The organism is Pseudomonas sp. IT-P395 (assembly GCF_949767675.1).
Taxonomy (GTDB): Bacteria; Pseudomonadota; Gammaproteobacteria; order Pseudomonadales; family Pseudomonadaceae; genus Aquipseudomonas.
The window spans coordinates 201,849-215,385 of sequence record NZ_CATKPW010000061.1; the positions used below are offsets into that span (position 1 = coordinate 201,849).

Genomic DNA, 13,537 nt, shown 5'->3' on the forward strand with positions numbered 1-13,537 from the left:
TACTTTTATGACGTCGGGTGAATATCGTCTGCCTGGACAATTGCGGGCCGACGCTCATGAACACTTGTGAGAGCCTTGAAATGGAACAGAGCGATGCTTTCATCCTGCAAAACACGGCCATCTACCGTGACGAACTGGTTCGCCTGCTGACGCAACGCTTTACCACGCCCGGGATCTATGAGACCGCCATTGCGTCCCTGCATGTCATCCGTTTCGACTCGCCTTCGGAGCTTATCCATACCGTGCACAAGCCGGCACTGTGCCTGATCGTCCAAGGACAAAAGGAAATCGGCCTGGGCGACGACCAATACCTGTACGACCCGCTGAGTTACCTGGTGGTCTCGGTGACGCTCCCGGTTGCCGGGCGCGTGCTGGTCGCCAGCCCGGCGGCGCCCTACCTGTGTATCCGTTTTGATTTCGAGGCCACGGATATCGCCCAGGTCATCGCCGATGCGCCTGCGACGGGCGTCCCCGACGAACCGGAGCTGGGTCTTTTTCTTGAGAAAGTCGATGTGCCCCTGCTCGAAACAATGCTGCGGCTGGTACGGCTGCTGGAAACACCGAAAGACATCGGCATGCTGGCGCCGCTCGCTCTTCGAGAGTTGTACTACCGCCTCCTGCGAGGCGTGCACGGACGTCGGCTGTACGAGCTAGCCCTGGGTGATTCGCAAACACGACGCGTCACGCGGGCAATCGACTGGTTGAATAACCATTACACCCAACCCTTGCGCATCGAAGAGCTTGCCCGGGTCGCCAATCTGGGCAGCTCGACGCTGCATCATCGCTTCAAGGCTGTAACCGCGATGAGTCCGCTGCAATATCAAAAGCAACTTCGCCTACAGGAAGCCCGCCGCCTGATGCTGGGTGAAGGCCTGGATGTGGCGAGTGCCTGTTATCGAGTGGGCTACGAAAGCCCATCGCAATTCAGCCGAGAGTACAGCCGTCAGTTCGGGTGCCCGCCCTCCAGAGACGCCAGCCGGATTCGGCGTCCTGCGTGAAAGCATCCCGATGGCTCTACTTCTTTTTTCAGGGCTGAAGAGCTATGGCTCTTGAGCCCTGCCGCTTCACAAATACCAGCGATACTCCCGCGCACTGATTTCCTGCATGAACGCCAGATGATCCTGGCGCTTGTTCTCGCAATATACATCCACAAACTCAGCGCCCAAGCCCTCACGCAACTGCGGCTGATGCTGCATCGCACGCACGGCTTCAAACATTTCCTTGGGAAAATCAATCCCGCTGCTGCGATCTTCATTCAGCGGCGCAATCGGTTCTTTGCCGGACTCCAACCCATGCTCCAATCCCACCAGAATTGCCGCCAGCACCAGATATGGATTGGCATCCGCGCCCGCCAAGCGATATTCAACCCGCAGGTTCTTCGCGTCCGACTCCGGAATGCGCAGGCACGCATCGCGATCCTCAAAGCCCCAACTGGCTTTGGTCGCGGTGTTCACCGTGCCGCCCAATCGGCGCAACGAGTTCTGGTTCGGGGCGAAGATCGGCATGCTGTGCGGCAGCAATTCCAGACAACCGGCGATCGCATGGCGTAGCGGCTGCTGTTCATTGGCCGCCAACAGATTATTCCCGGCTGCGTCGTACAAACTGACATGCACATGCGTGCCACTGCCCGGATGCTGCAAGTACGGCTTGGCCATGAAACTGGCGCGGTAGCCGTGTTTAAGCGCAACCCCGCGCGTGCTGCGGCAGAACAAGGCCGCCCAATCCGCCGCACGCAAGCCGTCGTCGAGATGGCCGAAGTTGATTTCAAATTGACCGGGACCAAGCTCAGCGGTAATCACCGTGGCGTCGATGCCCTGCGCCCGTGTGGCTTCGACCATTTCATCCAGCACCGGCGCGAAGCGTGAGAGGCGTTCGATGTGCAGGTTCGGTTGATCATCGGCGTCGTCAGTCAGGTCGTCGCGGGGGAATTGCGGCAAGCCTTCGCGCAGCTTTTTGTCGAACAGGTAGAACTCCAGTTCGAACGCCACAACCGGGTGAATGCCTTTGCGCGCCAGGCGCTTGAGCACTTGCGCGAGGACTTCACGGGGTTCGAACTCGATCGGTTTTTCGGTGCCGTCCGACGTGATCAGCATCTGCCCCAGCGGCTGCGCTTCCCATGTCACCGGTTTCAGTGTGCCCGGCACCAGACGGCGCACGGCATCCGGGTCGCCATCGTTGAAGCAGTAATCGCCGATCGGGAACAAGCCACCCTGTACGCCAAGCAATACGCAGTTCTGCGGCAGTTTCAGCACACTGCCCGCCGCGACTTTTTCGAGCATGTCGACCGGATAGCGTTTGCCATAAAAGTGCCCCGGAATGTCCAGGCAAATCAGGTCGACATAACGCACCTCTGGGTAGCGTTGGCGAAACGCCCGTACTTCGGCGAGCAGGTCAGCGCAGACAGCGTCCATCGTGTTCATCCTTTGTGGTTATCAGGTGTAGACCCAGAGCACGCGAGTCAGCTGCTCGGTGAGGTTGCCGTAACGGCAACGGGTATGACTGTCGAATTGAAAGCTGTCGCCGGCCTTCAATGTGACGGGTTCTTCGTCGTCGCCCAGCCACAGCGTCAGCTCGCCTTCGAGGACGTAACCGCCCTGCTCCGAGCTGTCAGTCAAGTGGCGGTCGCCGCTGCTCGCGCCGGCTTCCAGATGGCTTTCGAGCATGGAGAACGAGGCGCGGATCTGCGGCGACACCAGAATGTCGGTGATGCCGTTGGCGTAATACAACGTGCGGCGCTCGTCCGGGCGCGTGACCCACGGCAACTCTTTAGGCTTGGGCAGGCTGTAGAAGTAAGTGGTCGGCACGCCGAAGGTTTCACTGATCGCGGTGAGATCCGCCACGGTTGGCCGCGACAAGCCGCGCTCGACCTGCGAGAGGAAACCCACCGAACGGCCGATCTTGTCGGCCAGTTCCTTCAGGGTCCATTTCTTGTGCTTGCGCAGGTCGTGGATGAGGATCGCCAGCGCGGCGATTTCTTCTTGCTTGTTCATGCCATGGATTCCGAAAAAGGTCTCATCAAATACTGTCGCGCAGGCGATACCAGGCTTTGCCAATCGCCTCCAGCGGTGCCGCGAAATGTTTGCCACCGGGGAAACGGCCATTACTCAGGCCCTGGTACAACGCCAGTTCATCGGCATCACCGAGAATCGCATCGGACACCGCACGCGCGGCGGCCAATGTCGGCAGAACACCGTGGCCCGAGTAGCCTTGCAGCCAATATCGATTGCCCGCGCCGCCGACATCGGGTGTGCGGTTCATCGTCAGGTCGATATGCCCACCCCAGGCAAACTCGATGCCGACGCCCTTGAGCTGCGGGAATACCCGCTCAAGAAACGGTCGGGTCGCTGCCGCGATGTCCTTGGGCATGCCACCGAGATAAGTGCAGCTGCCACCGAACAACAAACGGTTATCCGGCGTGCGCCTGAAGTAATCGAGGACGAACTGGTTGTCGGTCACGCAGACATTGCGCGGCAACAGCGCGGTGGCCTGCTCGGATGTCAGTGGTGCGGTGGCCACTTGGTAGGTGCCCACCGGCAGAATGCAACTGGACAGTTGCGGGTCGAGTTCATCGAGGTAAGCGTTGCACGCCAGCACCAGCACATCGGCGCGCACCGCACCGCGCTCGGTGTTGACGCGGAAACCGTCGCGCTGCTCCTGATAACTCAACGCTTTGCTTTGTTCATGGATACGCCCGCCGGCTCGCTCGATAGCGTCCGCCAGGCCCAGCGCCAGTTTCAGTGGATTGAGGTGCGCGCCCTCAGGGTCGTAAAGCCCGGCCTGATAGCGATCGGTGGCCACCCATTCCGGCAGTTGTTCACGGGGAATGAACTGCAACCCATCGTGGCCCCATTTGTGGCTGGCCTCGTGTTGCCATTCGCTGAGCAGACTGACCCGCCGTGGCATCACCGACGTCCACAAATGCCCGGGACGATAGTCGCAATCGAAACCATGCCGCCCGGGCAAGTCGCGTAATTCCCCGGCGGCCCAGCGCATGCCATCCCAAAGCCGTCTGGCCCGTTCATGGCCCAGCGCAGCTTCCAGCGGCGGCATATCACACGACCAACCAAGAATCGCCTGCCCGCCGTTACGCCCCGACGCGGCCCACGCCACGCGACTGGCTTCGAGCACCACCACGCGTTTGCCGGCCAACGCCAGACGCAACGCCGTGTGCAAGCCACTGAAACCGGCACCGATGATCACCACGTCAGCGTCATGCTGGCCTTCCAGCACAGCGCGGTTGCTCAGAATATCCGCGCAACTATGGGCGTAATAGCTGTCGACGTGCTGGCTGGATTGCTGAAACATGCGCGACCTCATGAAATTATCTTTTTATAATTTCATGAAAATCTACAGAATAAATTTCACGCCAGCAACTATCCGTTACGCGGCAACTCAACCCGCGCCAGCAATCCTTGGCCGCTACGGTTGCTCAACGTCAGTTCTCCGCCCTGCTCGCGCACAATCGCCCGCGCCGCCGACAGCCCCAAGCCTACGCCTCCGGTGTCGCGGTTGCGCGAAGCCTCCAGGCGAAAGAACGGATCGAACACCTGCTCCAACGCCGCTTCGGGGATACCGGGGCCTTCGTCGCTGACCTCGATACAGATCGAATACTCATCACACTTCAATGCAATGCCCGGACGCTGCGCATACTTCAGCGCATTCTCCAGCAGATTGACGATCACCCGTTTGATCCCCAGCGGTCGCCCTTCGTACACCAGATGCGCCGGGCCATCGAAATCGACATTGATGTGCTGATCGCGGTAGTCGTCGACGATGGTTTGCAGCAGCTCCGACAGATCGAATGCCGTGGTCTGCTCGCGGTGCGTGTCTTCGCGGAAGAACGCCAGCGCGGCGTTGATCATCGACTGCATCTCTTCAACGTCGCGAATCAATTTGCCCTGATGATCGAGGTCTTCCATGAATTCACTGCGCAAACGCATGCGTGTCAGCGGTGCGCGCAGGTCGTGGGAAATTGACGCGAGCATGTGCGTGCGCTCGGCGATGAAGTGCTGGATCTGTGCCTGCATGGTGTTGAAGGCGATGATCGCCTGACGAATTTCGTCGGGGCCTTCGAGTTTGATCGGCGGTGCGCGCAGGTCAGTGCCGAAGCGTCTGGCGGCACGCGTGAAACGCTGCAACGGATTGGCCAGTTGCCGGGTGGCGACCCAGGCGACGAGCAATGTGGCAATCAGTCCCAACGCGATGACGATCACGATACGCACGCCAAACTCCAGACCCCAACTGCGCTCCGGCGGGATAAATGACAACCAACTGCCATCGACCAATTGCACGACGGCGGCGTAATGCGCCTGGGGACTGCCGTTCGGCCAGTCGCCTGGGCTGAACACCTCGATTTTTCGATCATTGCCCAGCAGTTGCTGCAGCACCGGCACCCTGCTCGCTGGCAGGCGAAGGCCGTCATTGGGCAGGTCGAAGTCCGCGCGCTGTGCTTGCCACGACACGTGCAGCATGGCGCTGCTCGCGGCGGCGGCCAGTTGCGGGCGCAGGTTGGCCGGGGCCGCTTCGATCACCCGCGAGGTCGCGGCAATCTGTTCCAGCAGGCCGGTGCGTTCAATCGGTGGCCGCGCCCAGATGCCGGCGACTTGCACGAACAGCGCATTCAACGCCAGTGACGCGACCATCGCCGCCACGATGGTCAGGGCGATGTGCCGGCGCAGGGTGTCGCCGCGCAACAGTCGGCGGATCATCAGCGGCTGACCTTGGCGGTGAACAGATAACCGCCGTTGCGCACCGTACGAATCAGGTCCGGGCGCTTGCTGTCCGGTTCGATCTTGCGGCGCAGGCGACTGACTTGCACATCGATGCTGCGATCAAAGGCGTCATGGCCGTGGCCGTGGGTCAGGTCGATCAACTGTTCGCGGGTGAGAATGCGCTGCGGGTGATCGAGGAAGACCACGAGTAAATCGAACTCGCCGCCGGACAGCGGAATCATCACGTTTTCCGGCGAGCGCAATTCGCGACAGGTGATGTCCAGATGCCAACCGGCGAAACCGATCACCGGGCGTGAAGGCTCGACCGGGCTGCGCTGTTCGCCAGCGCGGCGCTGCAAGGCACGTATGCGAGCGAGCAATTCCTGCGGGGCGAACGGTTTGGTCAGGTAATCGTCGGCGCCCAACTCCAGACCGACAATGCGATCGCTCAGCTCGGCCATGGCCGTGAGCATGATGATCGGAATGCCCAGCTGCGCGCGCACCTTTTGGCACAGGCTCAGGCCGCTTTCGCCGGGCATCATCAGGTCAAGAATGATCGTGTCCGGACGGTTCTGCGCGATCGCCGCCCACATGGCCTCGCCGTGCGGCGCCACGTCGACTTCATAGGCGTGCTGCACGAAGAACTTCTTCAGCAGCGCGAGAATTTCCACGTCATCGTCGACGAACAGCAGTCTGCTCACAGTTACAGAATCCATGCACCAAAAAAAGCCAATCTAAAGCCATTTCGCCGCCCGGGTCATTTATTTCAATCGAGCAACATTTCTACCCGCCAGACAACAAGCGGACATTCTCTGGCAAAACCTCGCGGGCATTCTGCGGCCATTCCAATCCAGGGGGTTCGCATGAAGCTATTGAACGACAACCATTGCGCCGGGGGGCACAACAGCAATCGTCCCTTGATCCTCAGCCAGCGCACCGCCGCGCTCGGCCCTGATACGCCGATCGTGTTTCAGGAGTCGTGCCTGAGCGTGTCCAGCGATCAGAGCAGGATCGTCTTGCGCCGCTACTTCGAGCAATTCAGCCCGACCAATGCGCACTGGGTCGAATACGTCCACAGCATTGCCGCCGCCGACTTGATCCAATGGATCATGAGCCACGGCCAGTTGCACATCGAATGCTCGGACAGCATCGCCACGCAACCTCGCAAGGAAACCCGTTAATGACCCGCACGCATTCACTGTCGCTGGCCCTCGCCACCACCCTGAGCCTGTCGGCCTGCAGCAGTAACAAGGTCGAACACAGCGGTTTTCTGCATGACTACAGCGTGTTGAGCGAGCGCCAGTCACCGTCCGGTCAGGCTGTATTGGCGTGGGTCAGCCCGGCCCTCGCCCGGGGTCGATACACGCAGGTTTATCTGGCGCCGAGTCAATTTTACCCGAGCGCCGAGCCGACTCTGCGGATTCCGCTGAGCACATTGTCTGGGGTCACCGACTACTACGACGCCGCGCTCAGGCTGGAGTTGGGCAAGGTCATGCATCTGGTCAATCAACCGGGGCCGAATACGCTGGTGGTGCGCCCCGCCATCACCCAAGTGGCGACCAGCACTCAGGGTTTGCGCTTTTATGAGTGGCTGCCCGTCACCCTCGTTGCTGCGGGCGTAAGCACGGCGACCGGTATCCGTGATCAGGACAGTCAGGTCGCTACCGAGGTGTCGTTCGAGGACGGTTCGACCGGCGAAGTGATTGCCGAAGTTATACGCAAAGGCACTGGTGTGCCGCTGGAGAACGACAAACAGGTGCTGACTGCCGACGACGTCAAAGTGGTGCTGGATGGCTGGGCCAGCGACCTGCGGCAATCGTATACGGCCATCCGCCGATAAACACATTTCCCCTGTAGGCGCTGCCGAAGGCTGCGATCTTGTTGGGACGCGGAGCGTCCCCGGCTGCATTCCCACGCAGAGCGTGGGAACGATCAATCGCAGCCTTCGGCAGCTCCTACACAGGTGCGTCAGGAAAAAAAGCGCCGAGCAGTGAATTATTTCGTGTCCTCATGTATCTGAGCCAAAGAGTACGCGCCATCAAAAAGATGGCATCTACGCGGCACGATGGATCAGCAAAGAGAAGACCCGGATGAAATCACGCAAGAAAACCGTCAAGCCGATCGGCCTGAACGACATCACCATTGTCGACGACGCCAAGATGCGCAAGGCGATCACCGCCGCCGCACTGGGCAATGCCATGGAATGGTTCGACTTTGGTGTCTATGGCTTCGTCGCCTATGTGCTCGGCAAAGTGTTCTTCCCCGGCGCCGACCCCGGCACGCAAATGATTGCCGCGCTGGCGACCTTCTCCGTGCCCTTCCTGATCCGGCCGCTGGGTGGCTTGTTCTTTGGCGCTCTGGGCGACAAGTACGGACGACAGAAAGTCCTCGCCGCGACCATCGTGATCATGTCGCTGAGCACCTTTGCCATCGGCCTGATTCCGTCCTATGCCTCGATCGGCATCTGGGCACCGATCCTGCTGTTGCTGGCGAAAATGGCTCAGGGCTTCTCGGTCGGTGGCGAATACACCGGCGCCTCAATCTTCGTCGCTGAATATGCACCAGACCGCAAACGCGGCTTCCTCGGCAGCTGGCTGGATTTCGGCTCGATTGCCGGTTTCGTCCTCGGTGCCGGCGTGGTGGTGTTGATCTCGACGACGCTGGGCGAAGCCAAGTTCGAGGAATGGGGCTGGCGCCTGCCGTTCTTCCTAGCCCTGCCGCTGGGCATGATCGGCCTCTACCTGCGTCACGCCCTGGAAGAAACCCCGGCATTCCAGCAGCACGTCGAAAAGCTTGAGCAAGGCGATCGCGAAGGCCTCGCCGGCGGCCCGAAAGTCTCGTTCAAGGAGGTCGCGACCAAGCACTGGCGCAGCCTGATGACCTGCATCGGCGTGGTGGCGGTGACCAACGTTACTTACTACATGCTGCTCACCTACATGCCGAGTTACCTGTCGCACAACCTGCACTACAGCGAAAACCGGGGCGTGTTGATCATCATCGCGATCATGGTCGGCATGCTCTTCGTGCAGCCGGCAATTGGCTTTATCAGCGACAAGATTGGCCGCAAACCCTTCATCGTTGTCGGCAGCATCGGCCTGTTCATTCTGGCGATCCCGGCGTTTATGTTGATCAACAGCGGCAAGATCGGGCTGATCTTCGCCGGCCTGCTGATGCTGGCCGTGCTGCTGAACTTCTTTATCGGCGTCATGGCCTCGACCCTACCGGCGATGTTCCCCACGCACATTCGCTACAGCGCGCTGGCAGCGGCCTTCAACGTTTCAGTGCTGATTGCCGGTCTGACGCCGACCGTGGTCGCCTGGCTGGTCGAGAGCACCAACGATCTGTACATGCCGGCGTATTACCTGATGGTCATCGCCGTGGTCGGTCTGGCTACCGGCGTGACGATGAAGGAAACCGCCAACAAGCCGTTGCGTGGCGCTGCGCCGGCCGCCTCCGACCTTGAAGAAGCGAAGGAACTGCTGCAAGAACACCACGACAACATCGAGCAGAAAATCGAAGACATCGACGCCGAGATCGCCGCACTCGAAGCCAAGCGCAAGGAACTGGTGCAGCAGCACCCGCGGATTAACTGATTCCGCGCAACCACCGCAAACCCGGCACTGGCCGGGTTTGTGCCATCTGCAGCACGGGCGCCGCGGCGCTCATCCCTTGTTTATCAGCTAGCCTTGAATCTGGTCGCTCGTCATTCAAGGAGCCCGGCTGCACACGTCATTAGCACCGACCTGTCGTGGCTGACCCTGGCCACCGGCTTGCGCCGTGGCGGTCGTGGCATGCTCGCGCAAATGCAACCGTGGGTGCCGAAAGCCTGATCACGGCGCGTTGACCACCACATACGTCACATCACTGCCCTGATACTGCGGCTGGTACCAGGTCGAGCCGCACTGCATGTAGGCGACGTTGTAGCGAATCACCTGCACACAACTGCTGGGCATTTGCGCCGGGGTAAAGATCGCTCCCACCACCGCTGCCGTGACCGCCACGGTAGCTGTCACTGCCGCCGCCGTCGCTACCGGATGGTAGTGATCGTCGTAGCCATAACGGCCATGGCCGTCGACATCAATATCGACATCGCGACTGTTGTCGATGTTGACGTTGCGGTTGCCGTTGTTGACGTACCTGCGATTGCCGACGTTGTTGCCGGCGTTGACCCGATTGCCCGAATTGACCCGATTACCGGCATTCACGTGATTGGCGCGTTGCGGCGCATTGATCCGCTGCGCCCGTTGCGCGTTCGGCGCCGGCGCGCGGTTGACGTTGGCGCGGGCATGGCCCTGAGCGCGTTGCCCCCGGGCATCGGCTTCGGTGACATATCCTGCGGTCAGCAGCGTGGCGGCGGCCAGCGATAACAACAGACTCCACGTCATCGACTTGTTCATGTCACTGCCCTCCCTGATCGCTGGCTTTTTTAAACGCAATCGCCACATCGCCTTTGCCCGGTTTGAAGGTGAATTGCGTGTCCGGAATGGTCGGCTTGAGGTTCCACTGATATACCGCGCTGTACTCGGGGAAGCTCTTATCGTCGGTGGTGGTGATCACCAGTTTGCACGGCAAGGGTTTGTCGGAGCGGGTCAGCCACAACTGCCAGTCAATACCTTCCTGGCGAAACGCCAAATGGTCGCAGAGCTGGCCCTTGATGACCGACGGCCCTACGTACAGTGCGGCTTTCAAGGCATCGATCTGCGCCTGATCACTGCCGAACAGAAACAGGTCCTCCATCGGCACCTGCACACCGTAGTAGCTCTCGACCTTGTGCAGGGTTTCCGCGACGGTGGCCGGCGCATCAACGGTGGTGTAGTACTTCAGGTACGGCGAATACTGGGTGAGCTTCTTGCCGTTATAGAAGAACTCGCGAGTGCGCACATCGCCTTCGCTTTTCGCATACAGGCGATCATGGCCGACCACTTTCAGGGTGTTGGCGGACTCGGTCTTGATCTTCTGCCCGGACTCCAGAACCGTGTCGCGCGAGACTTGGGCATCGACCTGAAATTTCGGCAGGCTGCGCAGGTAATTGCCCATGTCGATCAACTTGTCGACCACTTGCGGATTGATCAACGGCGCATCGTCCGTGGCCTCGGCAGCGGGCGCAGCCGACGGGTCTTCAGCGCGGGCTCCCGGCGCGAGCACCAGCGTGAACATCAGGCAGACAATACTGGCTGGGGATTTCATCGGTTGCGCTCCTGTCCCTGCGTGGGCGTTGCGCCGCATGGGCGACTGACTGACCAGCCTAGACCTCAGTGTGGGGGGACGCCAATGCGTCAGCGAGAGCAGAGAATGTCATGGCAGATTTTCTTTGCGCTGGCTCTCCAGAAGCTCGGTGACATCGGCCGGTTGATACACCCAGCCGATGAACAACTCATAACCGACCGCCAAAATCACCGGGCCGATGAACAGACCAATAATACCGCTGGTGACCATGCCCCCGAGCGCACCGATCAGCACCACCGGCATCGGCACCGCAACGCCGCGTCCCAGCAACATCGGCTTGAGCACATTGTCGGAAAGCCCGGCAATCGCCATCCACACCGCAAAGATAATCGTGCTGGCGCTGACCCCGTCCTGCGCGAAGACATAAATCACGATGGGCAGCGTGATCAGCAGCACCGGCAATTGGGTGATGCCCAACAGCAACACCATCAAGGCGAGAATACCGGCCGCCGGTACACCCATGACCACCAGCGCCACGCCGACCAGCAGCATCTGAATAAACGCGATGCCGACTACGCCCTGCGCCACGGCGCGGATGGTTGCCGTGCACAGTTCGGCGATTTGCGGGCCACGCACCGGACCGGAAATGCGTGTGGTGATGGCCACTGCCGTGCGATGCCCGCGCTCGCCGTGGGTCATGACCAATCCGGCGATGATCAGCGCAATCACAAACACCACGATCCCGGCACCGACGCCAGCGGCTTGATGCAATAACACTTTGCCCCAGTTGGACAGGTGCGGTGCCAGCTCCTTGAACGCCCAGCTCAAGTCTTGCGATGCGTGTTGCCAGATGCCGTAAACCGGCGCACCGATCAGCGGCCAGTTCTCGACGCTGGCCGGTGGTGGCGGGATCTCGAACTGGCCTGCCTCCATCGTGTGCATGCCGACTTTCACCGAATCGGCAACGGAAGCCCCGAGCAGGCTCAGCGGCACCATTAAAATCAGCAACCCCAGCAGCACCAGCAAGATCGCCGCCCAACCGTAGCGGTTGCCTAGCTTTGCGCCGAGCTTCTGATTGAGTGGATACAGGGTGATCGCGAGGATCAGCGCCCACAGCATGACATTCAGAAACGGATGAAAGATGTCGTAGCAGAACAACACCAGAATGGTGATCAGACCCGCGCGTATCAGTACGTCCAGCAGTGCTCTGGAACTGTGAAAGGTGATCAGCGGTTTGTCTTCCATGTCGGCGCTCCTGAGTGGGCCATCGATGAACCGCTGTGAGCCTAGTTCACATCCGGCTCATCGTCTCGACTGGTGCGCACGCCAAATCGCGACTAAACCTGAAGGCTGATCTGCATTGATAAGGAATTCGCCATGAAGTCGACGCACTCACTGATCATTCTTGCGCTGGCAGGCACTGGCGGTCAGGCACTGGCGGGCGGTATTGATCTGTATGAAGCGGGTCAGGAAGGCGCGGGACTGGCGAATGCCGGCTCGGCGGCGTTGGCCACTGACCCGAGCGTGTTGATGAGTAACCCGGCCGGCATTGCTGCACTCAAAGGCACGCAAATCAGCCTGACCGGCCAGGCCATATTCGGCGGCCTTGGTTTTGATCGCGACAGTGACAACGACTTTTCCGGCAACGAGGGCGGCAATCCGCTGCCGCTCCTGCCGGGCACCAGTTTCTTTATCAGCCATGAGCTCAATGATCGCGCCAGTATCGGCTTCGGTATGTACGGCAACTTCGGCCTGAGCGTGAAATACGACGATGACTGGGCCGGCCGCTACTTCAGCCAGGAATCGACATTGATCGGCATTTCGATGCAGCCGACCTTCGCCTACAAGATCACCGACGATCTTTCGATGGGCATCGGACCGCGTCTGGTCTATGGCTACTACTACACAAAAATGGCCATCGACAATAACGCCTTCCTGCCGGGCACACCGTTTCAGGAGGATGGCAAGTTGCAGTACAAGGACACCGACATCGGCACCGGGATCAACCTCGGCCTGCGCTATCAGTTAAATGAACGCACCACTGTCGGCCTGGCTTACACCAGCAAGGTCAAACTTGAGTTCAAGGACTCACCTTCCGTGCATGGCATTCGCAATCCGCTGCTCAATCTGGCGCTGTCTCGGCTGGACGTCGACGACCTGGAAATCGACATGAACATCCCGCAGACCGCGACCCTGAGTATTGCCCATCAGTTGAACGAACAGTGGACGCTGTTGAGTTCGGTGAACTGGCAGGACTGGAGCGACTTTGCCGACATCGGCGTGTCGGTGGATACGGCGGCAGGCGACGTTTCACGTTCGGTCGACCGCAAGTATCAGGACACCTGGCACCTGTCGATCGGCGCACAGAACCAGATCAGCCCGAAACTGCGCTGGAACATGGGCGTGGGTTACGACAGCTCCGCCGTGAAGGACAAGGATCGCACCGTCGACAACCCGATGAACGAGACCTGGCGGCTGGCGACCGGGCTGAGCTACAAACTGGCCGAAGACACCGACCTCAACCTCAATTACACGCTGGTCTGGCTGGGCGACATGGATGTGCAACAGACCAAACGCAATGGGCAGACGCTGTCGGGGAGTTATCCCAATAGCGCGCTGCACATTGTTGGCGGTGGCGTGACGTGGCGATTTTGATCGGG

General features: G+C 60.2%; 14 protein-coding genes. 6 read left to right on the forward strand and 8 right to left on the reverse strand.

Features of this window, described 5'->3' with window-relative positions; genetic code table 11:
- Positions 1–80: 80 nt before the first annotated feature.
- Positions 81–998, forward strand: coding sequence for an AraC family transcriptional regulator N-terminal domain-containing protein (locus ACM6IN_RS28870; RefSeq protein WP_414917183.1), 918 nt, complete (start codon positions 81–83; stop codon positions 996–998).
- A 66-nt stretch (positions 999–1,064) separates the two neighbouring features.
- Here ACM6IN_RS28870 and ACM6IN_RS28875 read toward each other — a convergent pair whose 3' ends face one another.
- From ACM6IN_RS28875 to ACM6IN_RS28895, 5 genes are all read right to left on the reverse strand, one after another.
- Complete coding sequence (locus ACM6IN_RS28875; RefSeq protein WP_414917184.1) at positions 1,065–2,411, reverse strand: glutamine synthetase family protein; 1,347 nt, start codon at positions 2,409–2,411, stop codon at positions 1,065–1,067.
- A 21-nt stretch (positions 2,412–2,432) separates the two neighbouring features.
- Positions 2,433–2,990 (reverse strand): helix-turn-helix domain-containing protein, encoded by a 558-nt coding sequence (locus tag ACM6IN_RS28880; protein ID WP_095112118.1) that lies wholly within the window; start codon positions 2,988–2,990, stop codon positions 2,433–2,435.
- Between the two features lie 25 nt (positions 2,991–3,015).
- The gene (locus ACM6IN_RS28885) at positions 3,016–4,305 is read right to left on the reverse strand and encodes an NAD(P)/FAD-dependent oxidoreductase (RefSeq protein WP_414917185.1); all 1,290 of its coding nucleotides are present in this window, start codon (positions 4,303–4,305) and stop codon (positions 3,016–3,018) included.
- Between the two features lie 68 nt (positions 4,306–4,373).
- Positions 4,374–5,708, reverse strand: coding sequence for an ATP-binding protein (locus ACM6IN_RS28890; RefSeq protein ID WP_007913295.1), 1,335 nt, complete (start codon positions 5,706–5,708; stop codon positions 4,374–4,376).
- Positions 5,708–6,427, reverse strand: a complete 720-nt coding sequence (locus tag ACM6IN_RS28895; protein ID WP_007913296.1) for a response regulator — start codon at positions 6,425–6,427, stop codon at positions 5,708–5,710. The genes ACM6IN_RS28890 and ACM6IN_RS28895 overlap by 1 nt, the downstream gene beginning before the upstream one ends.
- Positions 6,428–6,574: 147 nt before the next feature.
- Between ACM6IN_RS28895 and ACM6IN_RS28900 the strand changes: the two genes are divergently transcribed.
- The 4 genes from ACM6IN_RS28900 (at position 6,575) to ACM6IN_RS28915 (ending at position 9,541) form a co-directional block, all read left to right on the forward strand.
- Positions 6,575–6,892 carry a hypothetical protein gene (locus ACM6IN_RS28900; protein WP_414917186.1) on the forward strand — a complete coding sequence of 106 codons (318 nt, stop codon included), beginning with the start codon at positions 6,575–6,577 and terminating at the stop codon, positions 6,890–6,892.
- Entirely contained in the window at positions 6,892–7,551 is a 660-nt protein-coding gene (locus ACM6IN_RS28905; protein WP_414917187.1) for a DUF3313 domain-containing protein, read from the forward strand. The genes ACM6IN_RS28900 and ACM6IN_RS28905 overlap by 1 nt, the downstream gene beginning before the upstream one ends.
- A 250-nt stretch (positions 7,552–7,801) precedes the next feature.
- Complete coding sequence (gene proP, locus ACM6IN_RS28910; RefSeq protein ID WP_038361543.1) at positions 7,802–9,304, forward strand: glycine betaine/L-proline transporter ProP; 1,503 nt, start codon at positions 7,802–7,804, stop codon at positions 9,302–9,304.
- Positions 9,305–9,397: 93 nt separating this feature from the next.
- Entirely contained in the window at positions 9,398–9,541 is a 144-nt protein-coding gene (locus ACM6IN_RS28915) for a hypothetical protein (RefSeq protein ID WP_414917188.1), read from the forward strand.
- Here ACM6IN_RS28915 and ACM6IN_RS28920 read toward each other — a convergent pair whose 3' ends face one another.
- The 3 genes from ACM6IN_RS28920 to ACM6IN_RS28930 form a co-directional block, all read right to left on the reverse strand.
- A complete protein-coding gene (locus ACM6IN_RS28920) occupies positions 9,542–10,108 on the reverse strand; it encodes a hypothetical protein (RefSeq protein WP_123375301.1) in 567 nt (188 codons plus the stop codon).
- 1 nt (position 10,109) lies between these two features.
- A complete protein-coding gene (locus tag ACM6IN_RS28925) occupies positions 10,110–10,898 on the reverse strand; it encodes a DUF2092 domain-containing protein (RefSeq protein ID WP_414917189.1) in 789 nt (262 codons plus the stop codon).
- 108 nt (positions 10,899–11,006) lie between these two features.
- Positions 11,007–12,122, reverse strand: coding sequence for an AI-2E family transporter (locus ACM6IN_RS28930; protein ID WP_007913325.1), 1,116 nt, complete (start codon positions 12,120–12,122; stop codon positions 11,007–11,009).
- A gap of 132 nt (positions 12,123–12,254) precedes the next feature.
- Here ACM6IN_RS28930 and ACM6IN_RS28935 point away from each other — a divergent pair, with 132 nt between their 5' ends.
- A complete protein-coding gene (locus ACM6IN_RS28935; RefSeq protein WP_414894295.1) occupies positions 12,255–13,532 on the forward strand; it encodes an OmpP1/FadL family transporter in 1,278 nt (425 codons plus the stop codon).
- Positions 13,533–13,537: the final 5 nt, after the last annotated feature.

What these genes read in the sequence shown, in the direction of transcription:
- ACM6IN_RS28870 (WP_414917183.1), top strand. Translation starts at nt 81, where the DNA reads ATGGAACAGAGCGATGCTTTCATCCTGCAAAACACGGCCATCTACCGT.
- ACM6IN_RS28875 (WP_414917184.1), bottom strand. Translation starts at nt 2,411, where the DNA reads ATGGACGCTGTCTGCGCTGACCTGCTCGCCGAAGTACGGGCGTTTCGC.
- ACM6IN_RS28880 (WP_095112118.1), bottom strand. Translation starts at nt 2,990, where the DNA reads ATGAACAAGCAAGAAGAAATCGCCGCGCTGGCGATCCTCATCCACGAC.
- ACM6IN_RS28885 (WP_414917185.1), bottom strand. Translation starts at nt 4,305, where the DNA reads ATGTTTCAGCAATCCAGCCAGCACGTCGACAGCTATTACGCCCATAGT.
- ACM6IN_RS28890 (WP_007913295.1), bottom strand. Translation starts at nt 5,708, where the DNA reads ATGATCCGCCGACTGTTGCGCGGCGACACCCTGCGCCGGCACATCGCC.
- ACM6IN_RS28895 (WP_007913296.1), bottom strand. Translation starts at nt 6,427, where the DNA reads ATGGATTCTGTAACTGTGAGCAGACTGCTGTTCGTCGACGATGACGTG.
- ACM6IN_RS28900 (WP_414917186.1), top strand. Translation starts at nt 6,575, where the DNA reads ATGAAGCTATTGAACGACAACCATTGCGCCGGGGGGCACAACAGCAAT.
- ACM6IN_RS28905 (WP_414917187.1), top strand. Translation starts at nt 6,892, where the DNA reads ATGACCCGCACGCATTCACTGTCGCTGGCCCTCGCCACCACCCTGAGC.
- proP (WP_038361543.1), top strand. Translation starts at nt 7,802, where the DNA reads ATGAAATCACGCAAGAAAACCGTCAAGCCGATCGGCCTGAACGACATC.
- ACM6IN_RS28920 (WP_123375301.1), bottom strand. Translation starts at nt 10,108, where the DNA reads ATGAACAAGTCGATGACGTGGAGTCTGTTGTTATCGCTGGCCGCCGCC.
- ACM6IN_RS28925 (WP_414917189.1), bottom strand. Translation starts at nt 10,898, where the DNA reads ATGAAATCCCCAGCCAGTATTGTCTGCCTGATGTTCACGCTGGTGCTC.
- ACM6IN_RS28930 (WP_007913325.1), bottom strand. Translation starts at nt 12,122, where the DNA reads ATGGAAGACAAACCGCTGATCACCTTTCACAGTTCCAGAGCACTGCTG.
- ACM6IN_RS28935 (WP_414894295.1), top strand. Translation starts at nt 12,255, where the DNA reads ATGAAGTCGACGCACTCACTGATCATTCTTGCGCTGGCAGGCACTGGC.